At 47.6% G+C, this 26,807-nt stretch carries 25 protein-coding genes and 1 other RNA gene; 12 read left to right on the forward strand and 14 right to left on the reverse strand.

The window, feature by feature from the left end:
- Window positions 1-84: 84 nt before the first annotated feature.
- The 6 genes from ACVA53_RS22750 to ACVA53_RS22775 form a co-directional block, all read right to left on the reverse strand.
- Window positions 85-396: a helix-turn-helix domain-containing protein gene (locus tag ACVA53_RS22750; protein WP_446506351.1), complete on the reverse strand. Its 312-nt coding sequence runs from the start codon at window positions 394-396 to the stop codon at window positions 85-87.
- 79 nt (window positions 397-475) lie between these two features.
- The gene (locus tag ACVA53_RS22755; protein WP_446506352.1) at window positions 476-1,483 is read right to left on the reverse strand and encodes a TniB family NTP-binding protein; all 1,008 of its coding nucleotides are present in this window, start codon (window positions 1,481-1,483) and stop codon (window positions 476-478) included.
- Entirely contained in the window at window positions 1,483-3,348 is a 1,866-nt protein-coding gene (locus ACVA53_RS22760; RefSeq protein WP_446506353.1) for a Mu transposase C-terminal domain-containing protein, read from the reverse strand. Before ACVA53_RS22760 ends, ACVA53_RS22755 begins: the two co-directional genes overlap by 1 nt.
- The gene (locus ACVA53_RS22765; RefSeq protein WP_446506354.1) at window positions 3,341-3,970 is read right to left on the reverse strand and encodes a TnsA endonuclease N-terminal domain-containing protein; all 630 of its coding nucleotides are present in this window, start codon (window positions 3,968-3,970) and stop codon (window positions 3,341-3,343) included. The genes ACVA53_RS22760 and ACVA53_RS22765 overlap by 8 nt, the downstream gene beginning before the upstream one ends.
- Window positions 3,971-4,104: 134 nt before the next feature.
- Window positions 4,105-4,201: signal recognition particle sRNA small type (gene ffs, locus ACVA53_RS22770), an RNA gene on the reverse strand.
- A gap of 147 nt (window positions 4,202-4,348) precedes the next feature.
- On the reverse strand, window positions 4,349-5,083 hold the full coding sequence (locus ACVA53_RS22775) for a hypothetical protein (RefSeq protein ID WP_255043644.1): 735 nt from the start codon (window positions 5,081-5,083) through the stop codon (window positions 4,349-4,351).
- A gap of 76 nt (window positions 5,084-5,159) precedes the next feature.
- On the opposite strand from ACVA53_RS22775, the gene ACVA53_RS22780 reads away from it, so the two are divergent.
- Window positions 5,160-5,465, forward strand: coding sequence for an MGMT family protein (locus ACVA53_RS22780; RefSeq protein ID WP_255043646.1), 306 nt, complete (start codon window positions 5,160-5,162; stop codon window positions 5,463-5,465).
- Between the two features lie 33 nt (window positions 5,466-5,498).
- On the opposite strand, the gene ACVA53_RS22785 is transcribed toward ACVA53_RS22780, so the two are convergent.
- Complete coding sequence (locus ACVA53_RS22785; RefSeq protein WP_255043647.1) at window positions 5,499-5,918, reverse strand: YbaY family lipoprotein; 420 nt, start codon at window positions 5,916-5,918, stop codon at window positions 5,499-5,501.
- A gap of 141 nt (window positions 5,919-6,059) precedes the next feature.
- Here ACVA53_RS22785 and tesB point away from each other — a divergent pair, with 141 nt between their 5' ends.
- A complete protein-coding gene (tesB, locus tag ACVA53_RS22790; protein WP_255043648.1) occupies window positions 6,060-6,926 on the forward strand; it encodes an acyl-CoA thioesterase II in 867 nt (288 codons plus the stop codon).
- A gap of 157 nt (window positions 6,927-7,083) precedes the next feature.
- Here the strand turns inward: tesB and ACVA53_RS22795 are convergent, their stop codons facing one another.
- A complete protein-coding gene (locus ACVA53_RS22795; RefSeq protein WP_446506355.1) occupies window positions 7,084-7,545 on the reverse strand; it encodes an Lrp/AsnC family transcriptional regulator in 462 nt (153 codons plus the stop codon).
- 144 nt (window positions 7,546-7,689) lie between these two features.
- Here ACVA53_RS22795 and ACVA53_RS22800 point away from each other — a divergent pair, with 144 nt between their 5' ends.
- Both ACVA53_RS22800 and queC read left to right on the forward strand, forming a co-directional pair.
- A complete protein-coding gene (locus ACVA53_RS22800) occupies window positions 7,690-8,757 on the forward strand; it encodes a PLP-dependent cysteine synthase family protein (protein WP_446506356.1) in 1,068 nt (355 codons plus the stop codon).
- A gap of 198 nt (window positions 8,758-8,955) precedes the next feature.
- The gene (queC, locus tag ACVA53_RS22805) at window positions 8,956-9,654 is read left to right on the forward strand and encodes a 7-cyano-7-deazaguanine synthase QueC (protein ID WP_446506357.1); all 699 of its coding nucleotides are present in this window, start codon (window positions 8,956-8,958) and stop codon (window positions 9,652-9,654) included.
- 171 nt (window positions 9,655-9,825) lie between these two features.
- Here queC and prmB read toward each other — a convergent pair whose 3' ends face one another.
- Window positions 9,826-10,758, reverse strand: coding sequence for a 50S ribosomal protein L3 N(5)-glutamine methyltransferase (gene prmB / locus ACVA53_RS22810; protein ID WP_255043655.1), 933 nt, complete (start codon window positions 10,756-10,758; stop codon window positions 9,826-9,828).
- A gap of 53 nt (window positions 10,759-10,811) precedes the next feature.
- Between prmB and smrB the strand changes: the two genes are divergently transcribed.
- On the forward strand, window positions 10,812-11,342 hold the full coding sequence (smrB, locus tag ACVA53_RS22815; protein ID WP_255043656.1) for an endonuclease SmrB: 531 nt from the start codon (window positions 10,812-10,814) through the stop codon (window positions 11,340-11,342).
- Window positions 11,343-11,427: 85 nt separating this feature from the next.
- On the opposite strand, the gene ACVA53_RS22820 is transcribed toward smrB, so the two are convergent.
- The gene (locus ACVA53_RS22820; protein ID WP_255043658.1) at window positions 11,428-11,790 is read right to left on the reverse strand and encodes a hypothetical protein; all 363 of its coding nucleotides are present in this window, start codon (window positions 11,788-11,790) and stop codon (window positions 11,428-11,430) included.
- Between the two features lie 104 nt (window positions 11,791-11,894).
- Window positions 11,895-12,368, reverse strand: coding sequence for a phosphohistidine phosphatase SixA (gene sixA / locus ACVA53_RS22825; RefSeq protein ID WP_446506358.1), 474 nt, complete (start codon window positions 12,366-12,368; stop codon window positions 11,895-11,897).
- 326 nt (window positions 12,369-12,694) lie between these two features.
- Between sixA and ACVA53_RS22830 the strand changes: the two genes are divergently transcribed.
- Complete coding sequence (locus ACVA53_RS22830; protein ID WP_446506359.1) at window positions 12,695-15,460, forward strand: insulinase family protein; 2,766 nt, start codon at window positions 12,695-12,697, stop codon at window positions 15,458-15,460.
- Window positions 15,461-15,711: 251 nt separating this feature from the next.
- Window positions 15,712-16,011 (forward strand): hypothetical protein, encoded by a 300-nt coding sequence (locus tag ACVA53_RS22835; protein WP_446506360.1) that lies wholly within the window; start codon window positions 15,712-15,714, stop codon window positions 16,009-16,011.
- 139 nt (window positions 16,012-16,150) lie between these two features.
- Here the strand turns inward: ACVA53_RS22835 and fadJ are convergent, their stop codons facing one another.
- Both fadJ and fadI read right to left on the reverse strand, forming a co-directional pair.
- A complete protein-coding gene (gene fadJ, locus ACVA53_RS22840) occupies window positions 16,151-18,265 on the reverse strand; it encodes a fatty acid oxidation complex subunit alpha FadJ (protein ID WP_446506361.1) in 2,115 nt (704 codons plus the stop codon).
- The gene (gene fadI, locus ACVA53_RS22845; protein ID WP_255043664.1) at window positions 18,265-19,575 is read right to left on the reverse strand and encodes an acetyl-CoA C-acyltransferase FadI; all 1,311 of its coding nucleotides are present in this window, start codon (window positions 19,573-19,575) and stop codon (window positions 18,265-18,267) included. The genes fadJ and fadI overlap by 1 nt, the downstream gene beginning before the upstream one ends.
- Window positions 19,576-20,194: 619 nt before the next feature.
- On the opposite strand from fadI, the gene ACVA53_RS22850 reads away from it, so the two are divergent.
- The 5 genes from ACVA53_RS22850 to ACVA53_RS22870 all read left to right on the forward strand — a co-directional run bounded on the left by ACVA53_RS22850 (window position 20,195) and on the right by ACVA53_RS22870 (window position 25,579).
- Window positions 20,195-20,761 carry a sigma-70 family RNA polymerase sigma factor gene (locus ACVA53_RS22850; protein WP_255043665.1) on the forward strand — a complete coding sequence of 189 codons (567 nt, stop codon included), beginning with the start codon at window positions 20,195-20,197 and terminating at the stop codon, window positions 20,759-20,761.
- The gene (locus ACVA53_RS22855) at window positions 20,754-21,467 is read left to right on the forward strand and encodes a DUF3379 domain-containing protein (protein WP_446506362.1); all 714 of its coding nucleotides are present in this window, start codon (window positions 20,754-20,756) and stop codon (window positions 21,465-21,467) included. Before ACVA53_RS22850 ends, ACVA53_RS22855 begins: the two co-directional genes overlap by 8 nt.
- 306 nt (window positions 21,468-21,773) lie before the next feature.
- On the forward strand, window positions 21,774-23,024 hold the full coding sequence (locus ACVA53_RS22860; RefSeq protein ID WP_446506363.1) for an outer membrane protein transport protein: 1,251 nt from the start codon (window positions 21,774-21,776) through the stop codon (window positions 23,022-23,024).
- A gap of 355 nt (window positions 23,025-23,379) precedes the next feature.
- Window positions 23,380-24,675, forward strand: coding sequence for an outer membrane protein transport protein (locus ACVA53_RS22865; protein ID WP_446506364.1), 1,296 nt, complete (start codon window positions 23,380-23,382; stop codon window positions 24,673-24,675).
- Window positions 24,676-24,931: 256 nt separating this feature from the next.
- Window positions 24,932-25,579 carry a trimeric intracellular cation channel family protein gene (locus tag ACVA53_RS22870; protein ID WP_446506365.1) on the forward strand — a complete coding sequence of 216 codons (648 nt, stop codon included), beginning with the start codon at window positions 24,932-24,934 and terminating at the stop codon, window positions 25,577-25,579.
- A 122-nt stretch (window positions 25,580-25,701) separates the two neighbouring features.
- Here the strand turns inward: ACVA53_RS22870 and aroC are convergent, their stop codons facing one another.
- Window positions 25,702-26,787, reverse strand: coding sequence for a chorismate synthase (gene aroC, locus ACVA53_RS22875; RefSeq protein ID WP_446506366.1), 1,086 nt, complete (start codon window positions 26,785-26,787; stop codon window positions 25,702-25,704).
- Window positions 26,788-26,807: the final 20 nt, after the last annotated feature.

Below are 26,807 nucleotides of genomic sequence, written 5' to 3' on the forward strand. Positions count from 1 at the left end.
ACCACTTTCGGCAGTTGGCTTCCTCTTTTACACCTTCCCATGAGTGTCGCACTTATTATCTGAATTCAGGCTTTAAGTAAGCACTCAAAGCTTTTCATTTAATTCCTTGAGCTTATCCAGAAGCTCTTGCTTCTTCTGAGCATCGACTTTCCCTAAAGCGCATATCAACTCAGCCAACAGATCATCATCACAATAGAAGTACGCCACGGGTACATCTAGTTCATCAGCGATACGCTTCATGGTCTGGTAATCCGGAGTGTGCTTACCCTTCTCGTACTGATTCATCCTCGCACTTGCTGTATTAGGTTCCATACCCAAAGCCATACCTAATTGCTGCTGCGTGTATCCTGCTGCTTTTCTGGCAGATTTAAAGCGAACAGGAATTGGGGTTGTCATAGCAAGCTCTTAGCGTAATCAAGGTGTAGCTAAGATTGTCTTAGTATGAGCCCTTTAAATATACTAAGGATTACTTAGTTTATCTAGTTTTACGTAATAGCTGTGACAGGGGAAGGCGATCTGTGTACTGAGTAGGGATAACCGCATCAAACTCATTGTCTGCGCCGCTATCATAATGGGAGGGCTGACTAACCTCTTGGCCTTCAATTTGTTCTATTGAAGATAAGAATGGATTATTAGTTGTAGGAAATATCATTTCAAAAACATCGGCTAGATGCTGATTGGTTAATGTTGATGAATTTTGAGCCAAAGCCTGCTTAATCGCTTCGTTTAACAACTGTTTTAAACATCTCACCTGCCCGTTAGAGGCTGCAAACAAAGCCAATATCATATGTTTGTTATCCAGTTTAGGTGGTTCGGTAAAAGGCATTTTTATTGCAAGCCCTTTGATAAATCGAATGAAATGTTCAGGTTCTTTTGAAAGTTTAAAGTAGGGTAGTTCACGCCTAATCAACAGTCTTGATGCCCATTGCGGCTCTTCTGCCACCTTTTCGGCCCAAGGCATACCAACAAGCGCAATAGGTACAGTGGCTTCTTCGCTGATATATTTCAAACGCGTCGCTATCTCATTTAATGCCCGTCCTGACTTAAACTCGACTAGTTCCTGAAATTCATTAATGATAATGATCTCTATGCTGGATGACTTTAAGCACTTAATCAGCGAGGCGGTTAAGGATTGATCTTTACTTTTCCCCTTTCGATAAGTCGCACCAAAATGACCAAAATCTTTAAGCAACTCGATAATTGTCGATTCTAATGTAGGTTTACTTGGAATACGGCTTGAAAGAACCAATTGCTGATTCATTGGTGCTGTTTGAGAAACACGTTTGCAATACTCTTTAATTAAGAAAGACTTGCCTGATCCCGTATCTCCCGTAAGCAACATGCATTGTTGATCGCCACCAAATTTCCTGTTGTACCTTAGCCGATCAAAATCAGCCATAATTGTGATAGCTATCGGCAACTCCACAAAGGCATCAACAAATGCTTGATATTTAGCTTCCTTTTCCGATGACAGACTAATCATCAATAAGGTTCCAGATCAGAAATGAAGTCATCCCAATCATCAGATTCTGGCAGTGATTTCGGTTCTTGTGTTTTATCTGGCATTGTCAGTTCAGGTAACGCCTCCGGTACACAGGTAGTCTCCGTATCACTGGCAACACCGTTATGCTTAGCTAAGCGTGCCATACCTTTTGTTGTTCTTTTTGGGCGACCTCGGTTTAGATTATTAATCTCTTCAGCTTCTTTTTCGATGCGATCGTGGATATACATCCTCACACGGGCTAAGCCTTCCAGATCTAACTGCTTATTGATGAAGTCCCGATGAAGCCGTTGGTTAATACTGTGCTGAGTTAAGGAAAGGTTTTGAGTGTAACCAATGGGGTCAATACATGGCACTTTTAGGTATTGCTGCTCATTGCCTAAATACACGTAGATGCTTGAAATATCATCAGGGTTGGTTTTAATGAGCACATCCAAATCTTGTGGATTCATTCGACGGTAATCAGCTAATTCATCGCTGTCATAACGTAACCCATGAATATGAATACCCCCCCGACGATGTTTACGCTTATCTTTGATCCCTAAAATCACAGATAGCTTTTCTAAATCATCTGCCTTATAGGTGATTGGCGGCATGAACGAAACACCCTCCTCCCATTTTAGGTATGGAACAGCACGTTTTCGAGTATCTGATTCATAGTGATAAACATCAATAATCCATTTATGAAACAGTTCATTGAATGTTGAAAAGTGCATTACTGCATCTTTACGCGAATCATACTCTTCGCGCTCTAAGATATTCGAGAAAGTCTTTCCGGGCATAGAAACCAGCAGCTTACTGCTGATAGTTCTAAAAATACGCTCAACTAACGGCTTTAGCCAAGGTTTACGAACGGGGTTATATTGAATGTGTATACCGACTTCAAGGCAGGACTGTTCAAGGCTCTTACTCCAAAATTCAGCCCCATTATCAACAACAAGTGATTCCATCTTACCTTGGCAATACCAATCATGTTCTACGTTCGGAAATCGTTCTGAAATATACTCTTTTGGCTTAATCGCATTAAGAATAGCTTTCATGACTGAGTAATAGCTGGGTTCTTTAAAGCCCAAATGAAAACCAACAATACTTCTACTGTACTGATCAATCAGTAAAGTGAGATAAGGCCGTCCTAATGGAATACCCATTTCATCATCAAGCAAAATGAGGTCTAGCGGTGAATGGTCTATTTCAACTTTCTCTAACACCCGATTAGGGGGCAGATGGGCATCGATCTTATTGAACTCCATATCAGCTAGATACTTACCATGTCTAGCGACTGCCACCTCATAAGCAGGTAGTTTCTTGATTCGATTATAGAAACCTTTATATGAGAGAGCTTGAATTTTATCGCCAACTAATTTTTGATTTTCAATACAGATCAAATCGAAGTAATACTGATATATAGCTGAAATTGAAGGGCGTTCAGGCACTAAATAGCGTTCGACAGCACGGTCAAAAAATGCAGCCTCATTGGTTACTTTCCGTTTTCGATTACCTTTTCGATGCACCTTCGGAATTAATGATGTAATCATTTTTCCTGAAGCTGAATACACACTCCACCACTTTGCTAATGCCCTCCACTTTGGAGGGGGATATTGTATCTCCTTTGCAGCCTCAACAAGCAATGGCTCTAAGTTATTTTGCGTCCAGCCCCCAACTAGGTGCTTTTCAATCCAATGTAGATATTCAACCCGTCTTCTGACTTCTGATCGAATATCATCTGGGTAAGATGCTAAATCGCGTTCAACAAACTCTACAGGTAAGCTCTCTGCACCTTCATGAGTTAGATCTAATGCAGATGGCATCTCATCCTGAAAAGATCCTATTTCGACGTCTTTAGCCATCTTTAATATTCCAGACGACGGAATGTAAGCCAAGCTCATCATTAACTAAATCAGTGGTTAACATCCCAGAAGACACCAAACTGAATGCTGATTTCACCATCAAGCTCTGTTCTATACCTAACTGATTCGCGGCATTACTAATACTTATTTCCCCAGCAGTTTTAACTAATGATAATAGCCGGAGGTGAGTAGAGGTAAGCGACTGAAAACCAGAATAACGGTGTAATATTTTTAGATTATTCAGTATTGGATTAACCCTAATTTGCTTCTCCGTTACCAAAACCAATGGAATACCAAGTTGTTGCGCTTTTTCCTGTTTAGCTTTGAAACGTTGAAGAAAGTCTGGCTGCTGGGTTTTCACGAAAGGTTTTACTTCAATCCATTTAGTGCTGCCATTCTCAATAATCTGAAAATCAGGTGTATAAGGCAATTCTCGCTCTGCAAGGCGATAGAAAAAACCTTCTGGCTGAGCAATAAAAGAGGTTATGGATGATGAGTATTCGAGATGAAAGCAAGTATCGAACTCTAAGTATGACTCGACTGTCATTACCTGATTCATTTTGGCACTGACGAACTTAAAAAGATTCTTTACTCGGGAATGTTTTAGCTTACGGCGGTACATACTAAGACCAGCCCGTTTTGTTGTTTAACTACAACAAAAATAGCTTATGCACGCTTATTGTGCCAATTATGCAGGATATCAAGGAAAATATGCAGGGATATGGTGCAGAATACAAAACGCTAGATGGGTGGAAGCCCCACCAGCCACATCTCGGCACACACGTCGCTCGCTGCGGCTGCTCCCTTCCAGGCCTGACCGGGTTCACGAGGTAGTGTTGCGAGAGGACCAGCAGGGCCTCCATAGATTCTTTGTCTCTGTAAGAGAACGAGGAGGATTATCCGCTATGACTGAGGCTATTGCAATAGCCCACTAGCAGATTCCCAACCGACTGCCGCTTTATTGGTCAAACATTCCCATTTTCACACAGTTAGCCTAGCCTTATAGCTCTTCTTCCGGATCTTCCAACAGATATTCCCCCAGTAATGCGCCACCCAAAACTAGCAACCAAGCAACCAATATCGGATTCGGCACGTCGAACCACGGCACCAGAACCAAGGTGGCAAAGCCGACAGCAGGGAGAATCCACATCATCCGGGGTACCCATTCACTGAGTTTACTTTTTGCCATTCCCTGCAGGGAGGCAATCAAACCGGTGACACAGAGGGCAACCAGAGCGGCATGGGCTAAACCACCGACCCAAAGCGGAACCACCAAAAATAGCGGCCACCAGGTATTACCTTCTACCGAGCGCCAACTACGTGCAGCTATCCAAATCACGCCGACAGCAAGGATCTGAATGATGGTATAGATAGGGCTCCCCTCTAGCTTGCCTTCGGCTTGCAGGGCCATCAGACCAACATCCATAGCAAGGACGATGGAGATCAACAATACTGCCAACTGCCAGGAACTCTTTGCAGAGAAACTCACAGCAAAAACCGGCAGCATCATAAAGACACTTACCGCTAAGGCAACAGGCTGTTCAGGAAGAACAAAACCGAAAGTGCCCAGGCCAATCAACAATAGCCAGGCCGACACACCACCTTGTGGTAATAACCATAAAGCGGGTATAGCAAGGGCCAGTGCAGGCAGCTCTCCTTGGCTTTGCCCCAATGCACTAACTCCGACGATGGTCAACGTTATGCTGACCATAACAAGTAACGCGGCATACAACATGGCAGCACCTCCTTGCGTTCTCTGATAACCGTAATACCATGATCAGCCATCAGGTTTTTTTGGTACAGGTATAAATATGGATGATTTTTCGGCGCAAATCTACACCCAAGTTCACCAAATTCCACATGGAAAAGTCACAACTTATGGCGATATCGCCAAATTTGCAGGTTTTCCGGGCTATGCACGCCAAGTTGGCCGCCTGATGGCGACGTTGCCAGAAGGTTCAACCCTGCCATGGCACCGGGTAGTGAACGCAAAAGGGGAGATTTCCCTGACGGGACATGATTTACAACGCCAACGCCGTAAATTAATTGATGAAGGAGTCGAGGTAAGCGAAGCCGGACGGCTTAAATTGAAGCAATATCGATGGGATGGGCTCTAATGCCGCCAAGAACGGCGGCATCTACAAGACATTTTAGTTCACCTTCACCAATACCAAGTCTTTGTAAGTAGACTCGGACTGATCGGTCAGTACATGGTTAGCCGTATCGGTGATAAACAGCAGTTTACCATCAACTTCAATACGAGCACTAACAGCATAAGTATGGTTGGGAACAATTTCCTGGCGAGAAAAGTTCAGCTGGTACTCAAATGGCACCTGCTTGCCATCGGCCAAAAATGCCTGGCGACTCAGCACTTCTGCAGCGACATCCATTTTTGACACATCCGCCAGCGTCACAGTAATACGGGCATTATCGGGCAATGCTATACGCTCTTTGTAGGTTAAGGTCCCCTTCACCACTTCCAAGTCTGCATCTTGTTCGATCAAACTGGTACACGCCGATACGACCAACGCTACAATCAATGCCGAAATCAGTGCAAAAACCCTTTTCATTGTCTCTCCTAAAGCAAAACTGTCATTTTGATGTGTGACAAGCACTTGAACTCATGTTTAAACTGAATGATCATCAATCATTATAGGAAGGTTATTCCACTCCCCACGGCGCGTAATGATAACATTATTTATGGAGATCCGATGAGCAAAGAACTGAATGAACTTCTCACTCTGCTACATTTAGAGCAGCTTGAACAAGGATTATTCCGCGGACAAAGTGAACATTTGGGGTTACCGCAAGTCTATGGTGGCCAAGTGCTTGGCCAAGCTTTGTCTGCTGCGAAGGAAACCGTCGATGAAGATCGTCAGGTTCACTCATTTCATAGCTATTTTTTGCGACCTGGAGATCCACACAAACCCATTATTTATGATGTCGAAACCCTGCGTGACGGTGCCAGTTTTAGCACCCGGCGGGTAAAAGCGATTCAATTTGGCCGCCCAATTTTCTATATCACGGCGTCTTATCAAGCAGAAGAAAAAGGCTTCGAACACCAATCTCGGATGCCACAGGTCCCCTCGCATGAAGGCCTGATGTCGGAGCAAGAGTTGGTGATGTCGCTCGCCGACAAACTCCCTAAAAGCGCTGTGAAGCATTTTGGTTGCGATCGCCCGATCGAGGTCCGTCCGGTCAATGTGATTAACCCTCTCGCCCCGAAACCCGCCGACGCCAAGCAGTACCTATGGATCAAAGCTAATGGCGAGATGCCGGACGACCCACGCATCCATCAGTACCTGTTGGCCTATGCCTCTGACTGGGGGTTCTTGGTAACGGCATTGCAGCCCCATGGCGTTAGCTTGTTCAATCCCCAGATGAAGGTCGCAACCATTGACCACTCAATGTGGTTCCACCGCCCATTCCGTATGGATGAGTGGCTGCTCTACGCCATCGATAGCCCGTCAGCAAGCAATGCTCGTGGTTTGGTACGTGGTGAAATCTACAACCAAAAAGGGGAGCTGGTGGCCTCTGCTGTACAGGAAGGGTTGATGCGCCATACCGGGAGTAAGTAACGCCCCCCGTCTGAGGTTAATGAAAAAGTTCAGGAGGCGGCCTATCCCGCCTCTTGTTCAGTGCCCGCTGAATATCGCGCTCAGTACCGGAATCAATATTGGCAGTGGCTTCATCGAGGATCAGAATTCTCGGCTTGCTAAACCATACCCTCGCCAACTACACAGGCAAAGCGGTTGTGTACTTCAGTGGTTCCATGGCAAATGTCGACGTCACATTGGTCAGCCCCTCGATACTATTAACCAGCTTCTTGTAGAACAGATCGAAAGCGGACATATCGGCTACTTGTACCTTCATCATATAGTCATACTCACCGGCCATGCGGTAGAACTCCATCACTTCGGGGAAGTCGGCGACGGTATCGACAAACTTGTGGTACCACTCCTTGGAGTGGTTACTGGTTTTGATTTGTACAAAAGCCGTAAACGATAAGCCGAGCTTTACCGGGTCGAGCAAGGCAACCCGCTTGCGTAAAATACCACTCTCTTCCAGTCGTTTGAGCCGCTTCCAGCACGGCGTAGTCGTCAGGTTCACCGCTTCAGCCAGCTCTGCTAAGGCCAATGTGCCATCTTGTTGTAGTAAACGAAGTAGTGTTCTATCTGTTTTGTCTAGGTTAGCCAATATGTTTCACCTGATAATTAAAAACCAGAATAATTTTCTCTATTTTAAGTGATAAGGAGTAAATTTAATAAAGTTTTTTTCTGCTCCTCGTCATACATTATCACCATAATATAAATAGTCAGACACAGCGTAAAAGGACCCCCTATGAGCCACGACCCACAATGGATCCACACCGCGATCCGCAAAATTGAAGCCGACTTCCAACGCTCAGCCGATACACACCTGATCAAGTTGGATCTTGCTTCTCTGGAGGGGGTTGATATCTACCTAAAAGATGAGAGCACCCACCCAACCGGAAGCCTCAAGCACCGCTTAGCTCGTTCTCTGTTCCTGTTTGCCCTGTGTAATGGCTGGATTAGTAAAGATACACCAGTCATCGAGTCCTCTTCTGGCAGTACCGCGGTATCAGAAGCCTATTTTGCCCGTTTGCTTGGCTTGCCGTTTATTGCCGTCGTACCACGTAAAACCGCGCGCAAGAAAATCGAACAAATCGAGTTCTACGGTGGCCGCGCGCACTTCGTCGATAGCCCAAGCGAGATCTATGAAGAATCCCGCCGCTTGGCGAAAGCGCTCAATGGCCACTACATGGATCAGTTTACCTATGCTGAGCGGGCCACCGACTGGCGAGGCAACAACAACATCGCCAACAGTATTTTCGACCAGATGAAACTCGAAGAGCACCCGATCCCAAGCTGGGTAGTGATGAGCCCGGGAACTGGCGGCACCTCTGCAACCATTGGCCGCTATATCCGCTACCAAATGCACTCGACCAAGCTTTGTGTGGTTGACCCAGAAAACTCAGTGTTCCATCAGTACTACAAAACCCGTGATACCTCCCTGACCAGTGATTGCGGCAGCCGTATCGAGGGGATTGGCCGCCCACGGGTCGAGCCAAGCTTCATACCTGACATAATCGATGAGATGCGCACCATTCCTGATGCTGCAAGTATTGCCACAGTGCACTGGCTGGAAAAATTGCTTGGCCGCAAGGCTGGCGCATCGACCGGTACCAATCTTTACGGGGTACTGCAGCTAGCTTGTGAAATGAAAGCCCGTGGCGAGAATGGCTCGATTGTCACCTTGCTGTGTGACAGTGGTGAACGATATCTCGATACCTACTTCAATAATGCGTGGGTTGAGAGCAACATTGGCGATATCAGTGGCTACCTTGCCCAGCTCGAGACTTTTGAGCAAACCGGAAAGCTGAGCTAACACCTTCGTTTTCATCTAGCCGCGGCAACGCCCCCAACAAGAGCTGCGGCTTTTCATCACAGAGCTTTTTTCTTTGTCACTGCTGCGGTAGCATGAGCCTGCCAATAGAGAACCTGCTGTTGGCCTATCCTTAATTTCAATAAGGGGTAGTCCCTACCGACTGTTTTTCGGTACGACAACAACATAGGAAAATTTTTCATGCGCAAAGCCGTAGTTGTATTTAGTGGCGGCCAAGACTCCACGACCTGCCTGATCCAAGCCATGGCCCATTATGATGAAGTGCACTGCATTACATTCGATTATGGCCAGCGTCATAAGCTGGAAATTGAAGTGGCTGAATCTGTCTGTAAAGCATTGGGCGTTACAGCGCACAAAGTAATGGATGTGGGCCTGCTCAATGAACTCGCGATCAGCTCCCTGACCCGCGACAATATCCCTGTCTCACACGAGTTGCAGGAAAATGGCCTACCAAACTCATTTGTTCCTGGCCGTAACATTCTGTTCCTGACCCTTGCCGGCATTTATGCCTACCAGATCGGTGCCGAAGCGGTGATCACCGGTGTATGTGAAACCGATTTTTCCGGCTACCCGGATTGCCGTGACGAATTCGTCAAGTCGCTGAACCAATCACTGGTATTGGGTATGGACCGTGCACTGAAGATTGAAACCCCGTTGATGTGGCTCAACAAGGCCGAGACCTGGGCGCTAGCCGACCAATACGGTAAGCTCAACTTCGTCCGAGAGAAAACCCTGACCTGCTACAACGGTATCATTGGTGATGGCTGCAGTGACTGCCCGTCATGTGATCTGCGCAAAGCCGGTCTTGATGACTATCAAGCCAACCAAACCGATATCATGGCAGAGCTAAAATCCAAACAGCAGGCTGGTACGGCCTGATAGTTGGAATCTGCATTAAAAATGTTTGCAATGAAAATGCTAAGGGCTCATCGGCAACGTAATATCAAAGCAAACTCAATCTAGATTGCTAAACACAGGTGTTATTAATACAAAAAATGCCGCCAACCTTTCGGCTGGCGGCATTTTTTTCACTGTGCAGACTGTATCTAATTAGTCGCGGTACAACGCAAACTCATCGGCACACTCAAGCAACTGCTCGCGGGTCATCATGAATACGCCGTGGCCGCCGTTTTCAAATTCAATCCAGGTAAATGGAATATGCGGGTATTGCTCTTCCATGTGGATCATCGAGTTACCCACTTCGCAGATCAGTACACCGTCTTCTTTCAGGTAATCCGGCGCGTTGGCCAAGATGCGGCGAACCAGCTTCAGGCCATCAGTACCCGCAGCAAGGCCCAGCTCAGGCTCATGACGGAACTCATCCGGTAGGCTGTCCATATCTTCCTGATCAACATACGGCGGGTTGGTCACGATCAAGTCGTATTGATCTTTGGGTACATCGCGCAGCAAATCAGAGCGCAGTGGGATCACCTGCTGCTCCAGACCATGGTCCTGGATATTCTGCTCGGCAACGGCTAGCGCATCGACCGAGATGTCAACGACATCGACTTCGGCTTCCGGGAATGCATGGGCCGCGGCAATACCGATACAACCAGAACCGGTACACAAGTCCATAATGCGGGTCGGGCGTTCTTTGAGGAACGGTTCGAAGAAGTTTTCGATCAACTCACCGATTGGCGAACGTGGCACAAGCACGCGCTCATCGACAAAGAATTCCAAACCACAGAAGTACGCTTTGTTGGTCAAATAAGCAACAGGCGTACGTTCGTTGATTCGACGGATCACTCGCTCAACAATACGGTGACGCTCGCTGCTGGTCAGGCGTGAATGACGCACTTCCGAAGGAACGTCAAGTGGTAGGTATACGGTTGGCAGAACAAGCTGAACGGCTTCGTCCCACGCATTATCTGTACCGTGACCATAAAATAGACCGGCAGCATTGAAACGGCTAACCGTCCAACGTAGCATGTCCTGCAATGTATGAAGTTCGTTGACAGCTTCGTCGACAAAAATCTTATCCAAAATAGACTCCGAATGGCGCTACAATACCGCTATAAAGTTGTTGGAATTTCACTATGAGCAAAAAAGATACTAACCTGGACGATGATCTGATGCTCTTCCAGGAAGCGGTTAAGGGCGTAAAAAAGATCACCAATGATACCATAATCACGCCCCGCCGACAGGGCCCAAAGAGTGATAAGCCGAAACTCTCGGCAAAAGAGACACAAAATCACGAGTTTTACTTCTCTGACGAGTTTGAACCTCACCTCAACGAGAATGGCCCAACCCAATATGCCCGTACTGGTGTCTCTAAGTATGAGGTAAAAAAATTACGCCGTGGGGTGTATGTGCCGGATATGTATCTGGACATGCATGGAATGACCCAGAAAGAAGCCAAACGTGAACTGGCTGCCATGATAGCCGCTTGCATCAAGGAAAAGGTATCCTGCTGCTGCGTTATGCATGGCATCGGCAAGCATATTCTCAAGCAAAAAGCGCCGATGTGGTTAGCACAGCACCCTGACGTGATGGCTTTCCATCAGGCGCCATTAGAGTTTGGCGGTAATGGTGCCCTACTGGTGCTGCTGGATATTCCGGAAAGGTAATGTCTGAGCAATAGTTCTCGGGGAGAGCTCTCGCCAATTTCTGGCAACACTCTCCCCCCTTCTTACAACACTCAATACGCCACGCTTATCCGTAATTGAACCTCGCCAGTGCACCGACGTTGATCACCTGGCCTTCCGCTATCAGGGTAACTTCCCCACTGCCACAAATGTTCAGTCGTGTCTTGACTGCCTGTTCACTGTAATAGTGTTCGCAGCTACCGTTACGGGCACTGTCTATCCGCGAGAAGATGGTGATCCCGCCGGGATTAAATAGGCTTTGTGGTGCTGCGAATGTCAGGGTACTGCCTGACGCTGAAATGTGCATTTCTTCGGTGATACCATTGGCCCATTTAATGGCTCCATTGGCATTAATGCTAGGGGCTGGTGGCATTTGCACACATCCAGCAAGCAGTGCGACACCCATCGCAAGGGATAATTTTGCTTTCATCAGAAGGTCTACGGCTACAGAATACAACGTTCTCTTGTATCGGCGGCGCCCAGAAAAACCTTAGGGGTTTTCCGCAAAGAATTCCGGGGGCATATCAGACTACTTTACCCTTCAGGATTGGCATGCCACAGCAGCTCACCGTTGCCACGGTCAGGCTGGTAATCAATGGCGGCAATGGAAGAAGTAATGAACATTGGAGGCTGCAAACCAGGGACCATTTCCGACGTCAAATACCCTACCAAAGGAAGGTGTGAAACGATAAGTAGGTTCTCCGGCTGCTCAATGCTGACCACGGCTTTAATGTAGGATGCGACATCTTCGGCATCACCGTAAGGGGTGATCTCGTCAACCGTCATGACCTTCTTCGGCGCCGGCAAATGCGAGGCCATGGCCTGCCATGTCTGCTGTGCACGCAAATAAGGGCTCACCCAGACCATGTCCAAATCATTGTCAAACTGGCCTGCCAGTTGAGTTGCCATTTGTTCGGATAGGGCGGCTCCCCTGTCGGTCAGCGGGCGTTCTGCATCACTGGCTGCAAAGTGCTGGGCTTCCCCATGACGCATAATATAAATTCGCATAATTTTTCCAATATCACAGTCTGGTACCCGATATCACACCTAATTATCATTACTAGTAATGGCAGGAGATCGATCAAACTCAAGGCTTACTTATCCGACTATTTGGCAACCAATCTGCAACCAAATAGACGTACGTCGAGCTATGCTATCAAGTAACGGATAGGGAAAACAGCGATCCCGCTCACCCTGTGAATGTTCCGTGACCAGCGTAGAAAATCTGTCAGCTAACCTTTTGTTTCTTGGCAAATAAAGACGGGTTAAATTTGCCACCCTTTCTAATGAGCGTCATAATTAGTTTACTTTCCTTTGAAAAATAGGCTTTTCCTGTGCATACAAGTCCTAATGACCTGAAGCAGTACCGATACATCAATCTTGCCAATGGGTTGAGAGTATTGCTGGTCCATGATGCTGAAGCACCGCGCTCAGCGGCTGCATTGTCGGTGAAAGTCGGCCACTTTGACGACCCGCTAGAGCGTCAGGGGATGGCGCATTTCCTTGAGCACATGTTGTTCCTCGGTACCGAAAAATATCCACGCGTGGGCGAGTTCCAAACGTTCATCAACCAAAGCGGTGGCAGTAACAACGCGTGGACAGGCACCGAAAATACTACCTATTTCTTCGAAGTTAGCCCCCACACATTCAGTGAAGGCCTTGACCGTTTTGGCCAATTTTTCACCGCCCCATTATTCAACGAAGAAGCCGTCGACAAAGAGCGTAATGCCGTAGACTCGGAGTATAAGCTAAAGCTGAAAGACGATGTACGCCGCTTGTATCAGGTTCACAAGGAAACCATCAATCCCGATCACCCGTTCGCCAAATTCTCGGTCGGCGATCTGACCACATTGGCAGACCGCAACGACCAACCGGTCCGCGACGAGCTCATTGCCTTCTACCAGACTCATTACTGTGCCAGCCTGATGGGACTGGTACTATTGGGGCCGCAATCACTGGATGAGCTGGATGCCTATGCCCAGACTTTTTTCCGCGACATTCCCAATACAGGCATAGCCAAAGCAGGCATTACCGTACCTTTGGTGTCTGACAACGAGAAAGCCAAGTTCATCACTATCGACCCGATCAAGGAAGTACGAAAGCTTACCCTGTCGTTTACCCTTCCGCCGGTCGATCAGTACTACCGTGAGAAGCCACTTTCCTACATCGCCCACCTACTGGGTAACGAAGGCAGTGGCAGCCTGATGTCACTATTAAAATCACGGGGCTTTATCAATACTCTTGCCGCCGGCGGCGGTGTCAGTGGCAGTAACTTCCGTGAGTTCACTATTGGCCTCAACCTCACGCCAAAAGGGCTTGAGAATGTTGATGAGATTGTCACAACCGTTTTCCAGTACATAGCGTTGATCCGCCAACAAGGGTTGGATGAGTGGCGTTTTGCCGAGAAAAAAACCGTGCTGGATATGGCATTCCGCTACCAGGAAAAAAACCGACCGCTCGACACTGTCAGCTATTTGGTCATGAACCTGCTCCATTACTCACCTGACGATATTATCTATGGTGATTATATGATGGCGACCTATGACGAAGCGCTAATTGCGTCCTTCCTCGACCAGCTGACACCGAAGAACATGCGTCTGGTACTGGTTGCCCAAGGCCAAGACAATGACAAAATCGCCCAATGGTACCACACGCCATATAGCGTAAAGCCGTTCACCGACAAGCAATTAACCAACTGGCTAGCGCCTGGCAGTGAGCCGGAATTACAGCTACCAGAGCAAAACCCTTACCTGTGCGAAAAGCCCGATCCTCATCCGCTCGCCGATGATGCAGCCGAACCTCCACAGCTACTGCAGGACTTACCGGGGTTTCGCCTGTGGTACAAACAAGAACATGAATTCCGAGTGCCGAAAGGTATTGTCTACGTGGCCATCGATAGCCCTCATGCGGTCAATTCACCACGTAATATCGTCAAGACACGGTTATGTGTCGAAATGCTGCTCGATGCCACCAATGAATCGACCTACCCGGCGGAAATTGCTGGTATGTCCTATAACCTCTATGCCCACCAGGGCGGGGTGACTCTTCAGCTATCTGGTTTCAGTGAGAAACAGCCACTGCTGCTTAAGCTTCTGCTCGATCGCTTTGCCAACCGTGACTTCGATCCCGAACGGTTCAAAAATATCAAAGCTCAGATGTTACGTAACTGGCGCAATGCTGCGCAGGATAAGCCTATCTCACAATTGTTCAATGCCTTGACCGGGGTATTGCAGCCCAACAATCCACCCTATCCTGTTTTGCTAGAAGCCCTTGAAAGTATCGAGGTTGACGAACTGCCGGCCTTTGTCGAGGCGATGTTTGCCGAGCTTCACATCGATACGTTTGTCTATGGCAACTGGCTCAAAGAAGATGCGATTGCTCTGGCCGAAACCCTCAAGAATGCCTTCCGTGTCACCGACCAGTTATACGGCGAATCCCAGAGGCCCTTGGTCAGGCTCGGTGATTCTGGCACTCTCAGCCATGCAGTCAGCTGCGATCATGCCGACTCAGCCTTGTTGATGTATTACCAATCACGTGAAACAACACCAAGAAAGATAGCGATTTACACTTTGGCCAATCACCTGATGTCGACGACGTTTTTCCATGAACTCCGCACTCGCCAGCAGCTGGGCTATATGGTGGGTACCGCCAATTTGCCACTTAACCGTCATCCGGGATTAATCTTATATATCCAGTCGCCAGTCGCCGCACCGGCTCAATTACTTGAGGCCATCGATGAGTTTACCAATGCCTTTGCACTGGTCCTGCTTGAGCTCAACGAAGCCCAGTGGCAAGCCAGCAAACAAGGGTTAATTGCGCAAATTTCGGAGCCGGACACTAACCTTCGTTCCCGTGCTCAGCGTTTCTGGGTCAGCATTGGTAACAAAGATGTCGAGTTCAACCAGCGCCAAAAAGTGATTGATGCCTTATCTGACATCAGCCGAGTCGACATGGTGAGGTTCATTGTCGATGTGGTGAAACCACGAACATCTAACCGCATTGTTATGCACAGCCAAGGACAAGCCCACAGTAATTTGGAGCCACTGGAAATCGGTAACCCTATAGGTTCAATCGATGAGTTCCAGCAGGGCGCTTACTGACGACTATTCACTGTGCTTTCAACAACCACTCAAAACCCGCCATGCCGGGTTTTGTCGTATTTCAAACAGTTAAAAGCACACAACATTGCAGAATTGATAATTTCCCACCACACAAGACATACTCAGCTATGTTTTATCAAAGCTATTTAGTCGCCGTTTGTGACAAAAAACTGAATCATCCTACTAATCGGTCGTCTTATCCATGTATCAGTAATCACCTTAAACGAGATAAGTGAAGGAGTTTCACCACAATGAGCCAGCACTGCCCACATTGCCAACAGTCAATTTCGAGTCCTTTATTGAGTCGCTATGAAGACTTTTTTGCCTGCCCGCATTGCCATTGTGCTCTAGCTCACCATGAGGCTGATATTATGCTTTATGCGCTGGCGTTTATTATCACCATCACAACACCACTCGTCGTATTTGGTGGAGTTAACAGCCTTATCGCTATGGCTTTATCCATGCTGGCCTACCACTTCTTGCGCCCTAAATTTTTCGAGTCCCGCTTTCGTTTGCGTATCGTGAAATTCTTTCCCATAGAAAATATCTAATACCCATCTGGATAAGTAGTTGATCAAGTATTTATTTATGTAGGTTGGTATAACAGCAAAGACGAAAAAGCCAGCTGCAAATACAGCTGGCTTTAATAACGGTTTTACATTTCTACACTTTTACAGACTAGCTGGCTGTTTACGAAGAGTAATAGCTCTGTCCTGCTTCAGCCATATCGACCAGAGCCTGACACGGTTTGAAACGCTCGCCATATTTATCTGCATGATCAATCAACAGCTCGACGACCTGCTTGATACCAAGCTGATCCATATAGCGGAACGGGCCACCCAAGAATGGTGGGAAACCAATACCGAAAATCGCCCCGATATCGCCATCGCGTGCTGAACGAACAACACCTTCATCCAAACAACGGGCTGCTTCATTGAGCATCATCAGGGTACAACGTATGGCAATCGCCTCGGCATCTGTTTTCTTTTCAGGGTTAAGCCCCAATAGCTTGTAGACACTCTTATCGACCGCTTTCTTCTTGCTATCGTACAAGTAGAAACCTTTACCTGTCTTACGCCCTTTACGACCATCATTGAGCAGTTTGTTGAACACATCTGGCCCCTGGAAACGATCGCCCAGTTCGCCGACCAATACTGGCATAATTTTCGCGCCAATATCGACGCCCACTTCATCAAGCAAGGTGATAGGACCAACCGGGAAACCAAAATCAAGCAGTGCGGTGTCTAGGTGCTCAATCGGCTCACCGGCCAACAACACCTGTGCTGCTTCATTCATGTACGGTGCCAAAATCCGATTAACGTAAAAGCCCGCTTTGTCACCAACGACTATCGGTGTCTTACCTTGTTTCTTCGCCAGAGCAACGACAGTGGCCACCGTTTCATCTGATGTCCCATCATGTGGGATCACTTCGACCAGCGGCATTTTTTCTACCGGGCTGAAGAAATGCAGACCAACTACATTTTCAGGGCGCTCTGCCGCTTCGGCTATCTGGTGGATCGGAAGCGATGAAGTATTGGTAGCAAAAATCGTCTCGGGCTTGGTATTGGCTTCAATTTCTTTAACCATCTGATGCTTAAGACCAAGATCTTCAAACACCGCTTCAATGATCACATCCATACGGTCGAACGCGGTGTAGTCAATCCCGCCCGCGATACTTAACATCTGCTTTTGCAGCGCCGCCTTACTGATGATCCGGCGCTTGCGCTTTTTATCCAGTAACTTGTAGTTATACGACAAGGCATTGAGAATACCGTCGTTGTTAATGTCTTTGATCCGTACCGGATAGCCCGCCTTAGAAGCCGTGACATGGCTGATCCCGCCGCCCATAAGTCCACCGCCAAGCACACCGACATGCCCGATCGAACGTGGCTTGGCATCCGAACCTGACTCTTTCTTCATCGCCGTTGTGGCAAAAAAGATGCTGCGCAGTGCGGCTGATTCCGATGTCATCACCAGATCACCGAACAATTTGGCCTCACGGGCCAAACCTTTGGTCATGCCGTTTTGCAGGCCATATTTGATAACATCCAAAATGGCATCAGCAGCCGGATAATTACCCCGGGTTTTCTCGTGGGTTTTCTTGGCTGCCTGCTCGAACACCAAAGAACGCCCCAGCGCATTACCGCCCATAGCACGGTCTTGCAGTGACAATTGGCGCTTTGGCTTGGGTTTAAGCGCTTGTTTCTCGGCAATATCCAACAAGATACTCTGCGGAACAACTTCATCTACAACCCCGGCCTTCTTGGCTTTTTTTGCCCGAAGCTGTTTACCGGTCAGGATCATATCCAGCGCCCCCGCAACACCAATCAAACGAGGTAAGCGCTGGGTACCGCCAGAGCCTGGCAGCAAGCCGAGCTGGACTTCAGGCAAACCTAGTCGGGTCTTGTCATCATCAGAACAAACGCGGCTATGACACGCCAAAGCAAGCTCAAGCCCCCCACCCAAACAAGGTCCGTGAATCGCCGCCACGGTATGGAAAGGTAGGTTTTCCAGTTCGGCAAACAGCTTTTGACCTTGCTCAGCTAACGATGCAGCCTCTTCAGCAGTGGTACAAGCCGCTAGCATGCGGATATCCGCACCGGCGACAAAATTATCAGGTTTGCCCGAATAAACCACCATCCCCTTGAGATCATTTTTGCTTTTCAGCTCTTCCAGTACCTTGCTGACTTGTTCACCAAACTGTGCTTGCAGGGTGTTCATTTTCTCATTGGGCACATCAATTTTGAGCCAAGCAATGCCATTGTCGGCATAAGTCAAAGTGAATGCAGATTGTTGTTCAGTCATTATTCGGCCTCCAAGATCATTGCGGCACCAAGGCCACCAGCAGCACAGGCAGTATTCAAAGCTAAGCCACCACCACGGCGCTGAAGCTCCCTTAAGGTCTGGGTGATCATCCGCGCGCCAGTTGCGGCAAACGGGTGACCATAGGCAATTGAACCACCGAGGACATTGAATTTATCCATATCGATTTCACCAATGGCTTCACTTCGACCCAGTTTTTCTTTGGCAAACTGCGTCGAACCAAACATCTTGACGTTGGCCAACGCTTGGGCAGCAAAGGCTTCATGCATATCTATCAAAGTAAGATCACGCAAGGTCACACCGGCGCGTTCTAACGCCATCGGTGTCGCATAAGATGGGCCCATCAACATGTCTTGCTCAACGCCAATCGCTGAAAATGCGTAAGAGCGGATATAACCCAGCGGCTTGAGGCCTAGCTCCTTTGCCCTGCCCTCTCGCATTAGCAACAGCGCGGCGGCACCATCGGTCAACGGTGTTGCATTAGCAGCGGTGACTGAACCGAATTTACGGTCAAAAGCCGGACGTAATTTGGCATACGACTCAAGGCTGGAGTCTTCGCGAATATTGTTATCCTTGTTGATCCACTGACGGTAAGGTTCTGGGAAAGCGGTGATCACTTCGTCTTGGATCAAACCATCGCGCCATGCTTGTGCGGCAAGGGTATGCGAGCGATGCGCAAGGGCATCTTGCTCTTGACGGGTAATGCCATGGCTCTTTGCCATCTGCTCAGCAGTTTGCCCCATACTCAAGCCCGTTGAATATTCGGCTACCGCAGGCGGTACCGGCATCAAGTCTTTAACGCTGAGCTTGCTGAGCAGTTTTAAACGCTTGCTAATCGTTTTGGCTTTGCTCAGCGCCAATAATGTTGCAGCCAAATGCTTAGACACACCGATAGGCAATACCGACGACGAATCAGCGCCACCAGCAATACCAATATCAATGGTGCCCGACAAGATACTTTCTGTCACATTGGCTGCAGCTTGAAAGCTGGTTGCACAAGCTCGGGTCACACTGTAGGCATCAGTACCGATGTCCATGCCCGTTCCCAGCACAATCTCACGGGCAATGTTGGGGGCTGCTGGCATCTGGATCACTTGGCCAAATACCACCTGCTCAATTAGCTTGGGATCAATATCCACCTGCTGGAGCATTTCACTAACAACCATTTTTCCCATATCCAATGCCGATACACCGTCAAACGCGGTCGACTGGCGAGCAAAGGGGGTACGTAATCCACTTACAACGGCGATGCGCTCACCCTGTGAGGTTGTGAGCTTTTGGAGACGTGTCATCGCTACTCCTTATTAATATGTCGGGTACGGGGAACCATGCCCCAGGATCTACTTTAGAGGTCTGACCACGACAATTGTAATGCAGTTGTTACCAGAATCAAACAAATGTTTAAAAAGTGCGATCTCTATGGCACCTGATGCATTATAGGTATATCACTATCATAACAATGTGCGCAGAAAGAGGTAATTTGATGACAAGTGAAAAACTTAGCTATCAATTAAGACATAAAGGGAGTAGGTGGGATTCATTTTGCTAAGATAAAAAAAAACCATACCGAAGTGGTATGGTTGTAATTCACACGGAAAGCAATCCATGTAAGATAGTAAGTCAATTAACATAAAGCCAATTGCAAATCAGGCAAGCCTGATAGGAGAAAGTAAAGTCAGCCTTCAAAAGGAAGTTGTCATCTTGCTCAACAGATACTGATCTTTATTAACGTACAAAATCCACTGTACGAGTCACAAAGCTCAATATCAGATGACGTGACTACTATAACTTTCTCACCAAGTCACAATTTGAACCAGATCAATTTTAATGCGGATTATTGGATGAATCAGCGGATAATTGCAGAAATACCCCCCTTTTAACGGCAGTTTTCCGCATGAAATGGACACTTTTATGATTAAGTCATTTTTTCGAAAGAAAAAGCCTGATGCCTCGGTCTCTGTGGATATGAATAAGCAAAGACGATACGAAGCCCTTGTAAGGGCCTGGCATCGGGATCTCTACCGTTACGCCTACTGGTTGTGCCATGACCCCCATATTGCGGAGGACTTGGTTCAGGAAACCTGTTTGCGAGCATGGCGCTCCCTCGATAGCCTTCAAGACGATAACGCCGCCAAATCATGGTTGATTACAATCCTGCGCAGGGAGAATGCCCGACGCTTCGAACGCAAGCAGCTCGATTTGGTTGATATCGATGACTATGCCATTGCAGATACCCAGCAAAATGGCAGTGAAAGTGATTTGGAGCAACAAATGCTACGCAAGCAGATAATGAAACTGGCTCCGGAATACAGGGAACCGTTAGTATTACAGGTAATGGCGGGCTTTAGCGGGGATGAAATTGCCGATATCCTTGGTCTGAACCGCAATACCGTGATGACGCGCTTGTTCCGCGCCAGAAACCAACTCAAAGAGCAATTAGAAAAACACACCGAGCGAAGGGGGCAGCAAAATGGATGATCTAGAATTCCGACGCCGACTCTTGGCGGATCCATTTGATAACAGCCAAGACTTGGCAGAGGCACGCAACGAGTCAATCGCCAACCGGAAGCTATCTGACGAACTACAACAACTCGACAATAAGCTGGAACAGGCGATGAAAGTTGATGTACCGGACGATCTCGCCGATCGTATCCTGTTCCATCAATCCGGCCAACCAAGCTCGAACAGCTTTAAACCGCGCACCTTGGTCGCCATGGCCGCCTCCGTCGCGTTTGTCTTTGGCCTATTTATCGGTCAGTACAATCAAGGGGTCAGTGCCAGTAACCCACAACTGGAAATTGCCCAGATCGCGATGGAGCATGTGAAGGCAGAAGCCCCATTCATTGACGGTATTGATGAGTCGGTCACCCTGAGCCAGGTTAATGCCAAGTTAACACCCTTTGGTTCAACTTTTAACGACATCCCTGGCCATGTTTACTACGTCAACCACTGTGGGTTTGGAAATAAAAATGCACTGCACATGGTTATGGATACACCACAAGGCAAAGTGACTGTGTTTGTGGTGCCCGAGCAATCACCCGACATAACACCGTTTAACGACCAGTCAATGAAAGGGGTTGTAGTACCTGTAAGAAATGCCAGCCTGATTGTGGTGGGTGAGAATGGGCAAGATGTTTCACCTGTCGCGACAACACTTCGCAATGAGTTAAACTGGGAAATTTAACATTTCATTACACATAACAACCTAAAGCCATAAAAGCATAAATATTCTCGATGCTTTTATGGCTTTTTATTCACTGCAAGCATATAAATTATAAAATGTTAACCTCATTGCATATTTTAACTTTTTTGCTCCCTTCTCCTACCATTTTTACCATACACTCGTTAGCTGATTGTTAACCCCGCACTAACAATCAACAGGTTGCTAACTGGTCTGCTTTGATCAAATGCCAACCAACCATACAATCTTGCGCAATCTGCACAAAGAGGCAGATAAAAAAATGCTATATAATTAGGAATAACTATAAATATGAACAAGAAGCGTCTGTTTACAAAGTCACTGGTTGCGGTAGCAATCACGATGGCTTCTCAACAAGCAATGGCAGCTGGTTTCCAGCTAAACGCACAATCTGCAACCGGCCTTGGCCGTGCATTCGCCGGTGATGCGGTTATCGCCGATAACGCATCGGTAATGTCTCGTAATGCTGCGGCTATGTCGCTATTTAGCTCACCAGAGCTATCGCTGGGCCTAAATGCAATTACATCTGATATTGATGTTAAAAATACCACTTATGTTAATGCTCTTGGTCAATCTGCGGACCTTAATGATGAATCAATTGGTGATACATCGTTAGTACCAAACCTATATTACATCCACCCAATCAATGACCAATGGACAGTCGGTGCATCAATTTATTCCAACTTTGGTACCAAAACAGAGTTTGGTGATGACTATGCTGCTAATGAATATGGCGGCCTGACTGACGTTAAAAGCATTAACTTTGGTTTAAGTGCATCTTACCGTATCAATACACAGTGGAGTGTCGGTGCAGGTTTAGACATCATTTATGGCTCTGGGGAGCTTAAGCGTTCCGATAAAATGCTTGAAGCTGGTTTGGGCGGTGTAGATTCATTAGTAGACGTTGATGCTGATGGTGTTGGCTTTGGCTTTAACCTTGGTACCGTTTATGAGTTGAATGAGAACAACCGTTTTGGCCTATCTTACCGTTACAGCCCTGAGTTAGAAGTTGACGGTGATATGTACTACGGCGGTGCTGTTCTAGCAGGCGGAAACCCAAATATTAGCAATGAAAAACTGAAAATTGCCTTACCTGATATGGCCGAGTTCTCAGGCTACCACCGCTTGAACCAACAGTTTGCAGTTCACTATAGCGTGCAGTGGATTGGTTGGAGTTCATTCGAGAACCTAGAAACAACCGGTGGCTATGTTCTAAATGACTACGATTGGCAGGATGGTTGGCACTACGCGATCGGTGGTACTTACTACCTGAACAATGACTGGACGCTACGTGCTGGTTACATGCATGACACCAGCGCACAGGACAAGAGAACATCTATCTCTGTGCCTGATTCAGACCGTAACTGGTTCTCCGGTGGTTTCACTTACCATATCGACAGCAAATCGAACATCGATGTGGGTGTGACTTACCTAGTGGGTGACGATGTGGATGTACGTGAAGATAACCTAGGTACTATTGTTACTGCAACAACCCGTGCTAACGCATGGCTATACGGTATCCAGTACAGCCGTTCGTTCTAATTCAGCGAACATAAGTGATAAAGCATAATAAAAGGAGCCGAATGGCTCCTTTTTTGTTACTAGTCTAACTAGCTGTTCTACCGTCATCGACTTCTTCCATCAACCGATAAACTCATAAACCTCGCTTAACTGAGCGAACACCCCGTCGCTGAAATACGCTTATTCAGATACAACTGTACGCTGAAAAGTCATCCGACCAGAATGTATTGAACAAGCATTACCATATTTAATTCTACCTTTACGTAAAATAACGATACTTTAACCCTATTAAGTAAATGAACATAAGAATTACTTAACGCTTTTACTCTAAGGCGTATGATTCGCTCCATTGAATTTCAGCGAACATATTAGACTGATGAACAAAAATAAAATTACTCTTTCGCTAGCAGCAGCGTTAACACTAGGCATTAGCACTAATACCATGGCAGCAGGCTTCCAGCTTGCCGAATATTCTGCAACGGGCCTTGGTCGCGCGTTTGCCGGTGAAGCCGCTATGGCTGACAACGCCAGTGCCCAATTCCGCAACCCAGCGATGATGACTTACCTTGAAGGAACTCAGGTTTCTGTTGGTGCGATCTATGTTGATCCAAACATCGATGTTAATGGCGATGTCAGCTTACTTGGTCAGCAAGTGGCGACAACCAAAGCCAGTGATATTGCACACTCTGCGGTGATCCCAAACTTTTACATTTCACACCGTGTCAATGAGCAGTGGGCGGTTGGTCTTGCGCTAGCGACCAACTACGGCATGGAAACGGAGCTTGGCGGCGATTTCCTTGGCACGATCTTTGGCAACCAAGCCAATATTATGTCAGTGGAAATCAACCCGAATATTGCCTACAAGATTAGCGATCAATTCAGCATTGGTGCAGGTGTTCGCTATGTCATGGGCGAAGGTCACTTTGGTGCTTCAATTCCTAACAATCTGCCACAAACAGGCATTGATGACGTTGATAACCTTCTCGGTGCCGCTCAAGGCACAGATCTTAAATATATGGAAGGTGATGATGCGGCATGGGGTTGGCAACTAGGTGGTGCTTGGCAAATTAACGAAGCCAACCGCATTGGCTTTAACTACCGCTCAGCTGTAGATCTTAAGCTAAAAGGTGAAGCTTCTGGCCTGCTATATGGCGGTGTTCACTCTGGCAGCATGGCACTGACCCTGCCAGCAACTGCTGAAATTGCCAGCTACCACCAGCTAACCGATAAACTTGCCATGCACGCCAGCTTCAACTGGACCGACTGGAGCAGCTTCGACAAGCTCGAAGCGAGCATTCCATCAATCAGTGCGACACCAGATCTAATCAAAGAAGAGAACTGGGAAGATAATTACCGTATCGCACTAGGCGCAACGTACCAGTACACCAACAAACTAGCAGTGCGTACCGGTGTGGCTTACGACACATCAGCAGTAAGTGATGAACACCGTACCCAGACCATTCCTGAAACCGACCGCCTATGGCTAAGCCTAGGTGCTGGTTACCAATGGTCTGACGCACTGAGCTTCGATGCAGGCTTCACTTACATCTTCGCCAAAGATGCATCAATGGATGAAAGCCTAGATGTTAACGGTACTCCTATCGCAAGCTTCTCAGGCGAAACCACCGGCAACGTTTGGCTTGCAGGTATCCAGGCTAACTACCGCTTCTAATATTGGCTATTGGCTATTGGCTATTGGCTATTGGCTATTGGCTATTGGCTAAATTATCAAAGAGTGCCCGTATGGCACTCTTTTTTGTTTATCCCCTCATATAAGAACTAGGATCGCTCTTCCTCCTGCTCTACCCCGCCCCTTAATACATGAGTTGAATTCATGTATTACAAAATTCATTTCATTCGACGTCAGTAAAAACGCGGCATAAAATCGCAACCACTTTCAGGTACTCTTATTTTCATCGATTATTCTCATGCTATTAACAACTTTCTACATCATCGGGATCACAGCTGAAGCCATGACTGGGGCATTGGCTGCTGGTAAACGTCACATGGACTGGTTTGGTGTCATGCTCGTTGCCAGTGCCACGGCTATCGGTGGCGGTACGGTGCGTGATGTATTACTGGGCCATTACCCACTGGGCTGGGTAGCTAATCCGCAATACCTCGCGATCACTTGCCTTGCCGGGCTATTCACGACCATGGTTGCACCGCAAGTGGTTCGCTTCCATAAAGTGTTCGTGTTACTGGATTCGCTAGGCTTGATTGTCTTTAGCATCATCGGCTGTCGTGTGGCAATGGATATGGGCTTATCACCATTGATCTGCCTCGTAGCAGCTGTCGTCACCGGCGTTTTTGGTGGCCTGCTGAGGGATATGATCACTCGCCGCCCACCACTGGTACTGCAAAAAGAGTTCTACGCATCAGTGGCCTTCATCGCAGGAGGCATGTACTACGGGTTACTTTACTTGGGTGTGGAAGAAACGATTGTCACTATCAGTACATTAGTGGTGGGTTTCAGTATTCGAGTGGCCGCTGTACAGTTTGGTTGGAGCTTACCCGTCTTTCGATTGGAAGAGATCGAGCCTGCCGCAGAGAAGCTAGAAGCACCAAAAGGTTAGTTCAAAGTGATACCAACCTACATAAATATTTGAACAACGACTTATCCAGATTGGTATAGAACGAAACATAAAAAAGCGAGGACATGTCCTCGCTTTTTACATCTCGATAAAAGACGTATCGATTAAATCTTTGGCGTCTCTGTTAGCACATCGGCATTCTGGCCACGGTGGCGCAACAGATGATCCATCAGGGTGATAGCCAGCATCGCCTCGGCAATCGGCACTGCACGGATCCCCACGCATGGGTCATGGCGACCTTTAGTGATCACCTCAGCGGTTTCACCTTGGCTTGTAATCGTCTCGCCCGGTACCGTAATACTTGAAGTTGGCTTCAACGCAATGTGAGCAACGATATCTTGACCTGACGAAATGCCGCCAAGAATGCCACCGGCATGGTTAGACTTAAAGCCCTCTGGCGTCATGGCATCACGGTGCTCGCTGCCACGCTGCTCGACAACCTCAAAGCCGTCACCAATTTCCACGCCTTTCACTGCGTTAATGCTCATCAGTGAGTGGGCAATATCCGCATCAAGACGGTCAAAAACCGGCTCGCCGAGGCCAACGGGCACATTGTTCGCAACGACGGTCAGCTTAGCTCCGATGGAATCACCGTCTTTCTTCAGCTTGCGGATCAGCTCGTCGAACGCATCGACTTTATCCGCATCCGGGCAGAAAAAGGCATTCTGCTCCACCTGCTCCCAATCAACTTTGTCAATTTTGACATCGCCCATTTGCGATAGGTAAGCACGTACTTCAATACCATGCACCTGCTTGAGGTATTTCTTGGCAACGGCACCGGCAGCAACACGCATTGCGGTTTCACGGGCAGACGAACGGCCTCCACCACGGTAATCACGGATACCGTATTTTTGGTGATAGGTGTAATCGGCATGGCCAGGGCGGAACAAGTCTTTAATGTTCGAGTAGTCCTTAGAGCGCTGATCTGTGTTTTCAATCAGCAAGCCGATAGACGTACCTGTTGTCTGGCCTTCGAACACGCCAGAGAGAATTTTGACTTCATCAGGCTCACGGCGCTGAGTGGTATATTTAGAGGTCCCCGGACGTCGACGGTCCAAGTCATGTTGCATATCCGCTTCAGTCAGTTCGAGTCCCGGAGGGCAACCGTCAATAATGCAGCCCAGCGCCAAACCATGACTCTCACCAAAGGTGGTGACGCGAAATTGTTGTCCAATAGTATTGCCTGCCATTACATCCTCTGTGAATTCGT

It is taken from the genome of Photobacterium sp. DNB23_23_1, assembly GCF_052873815.1.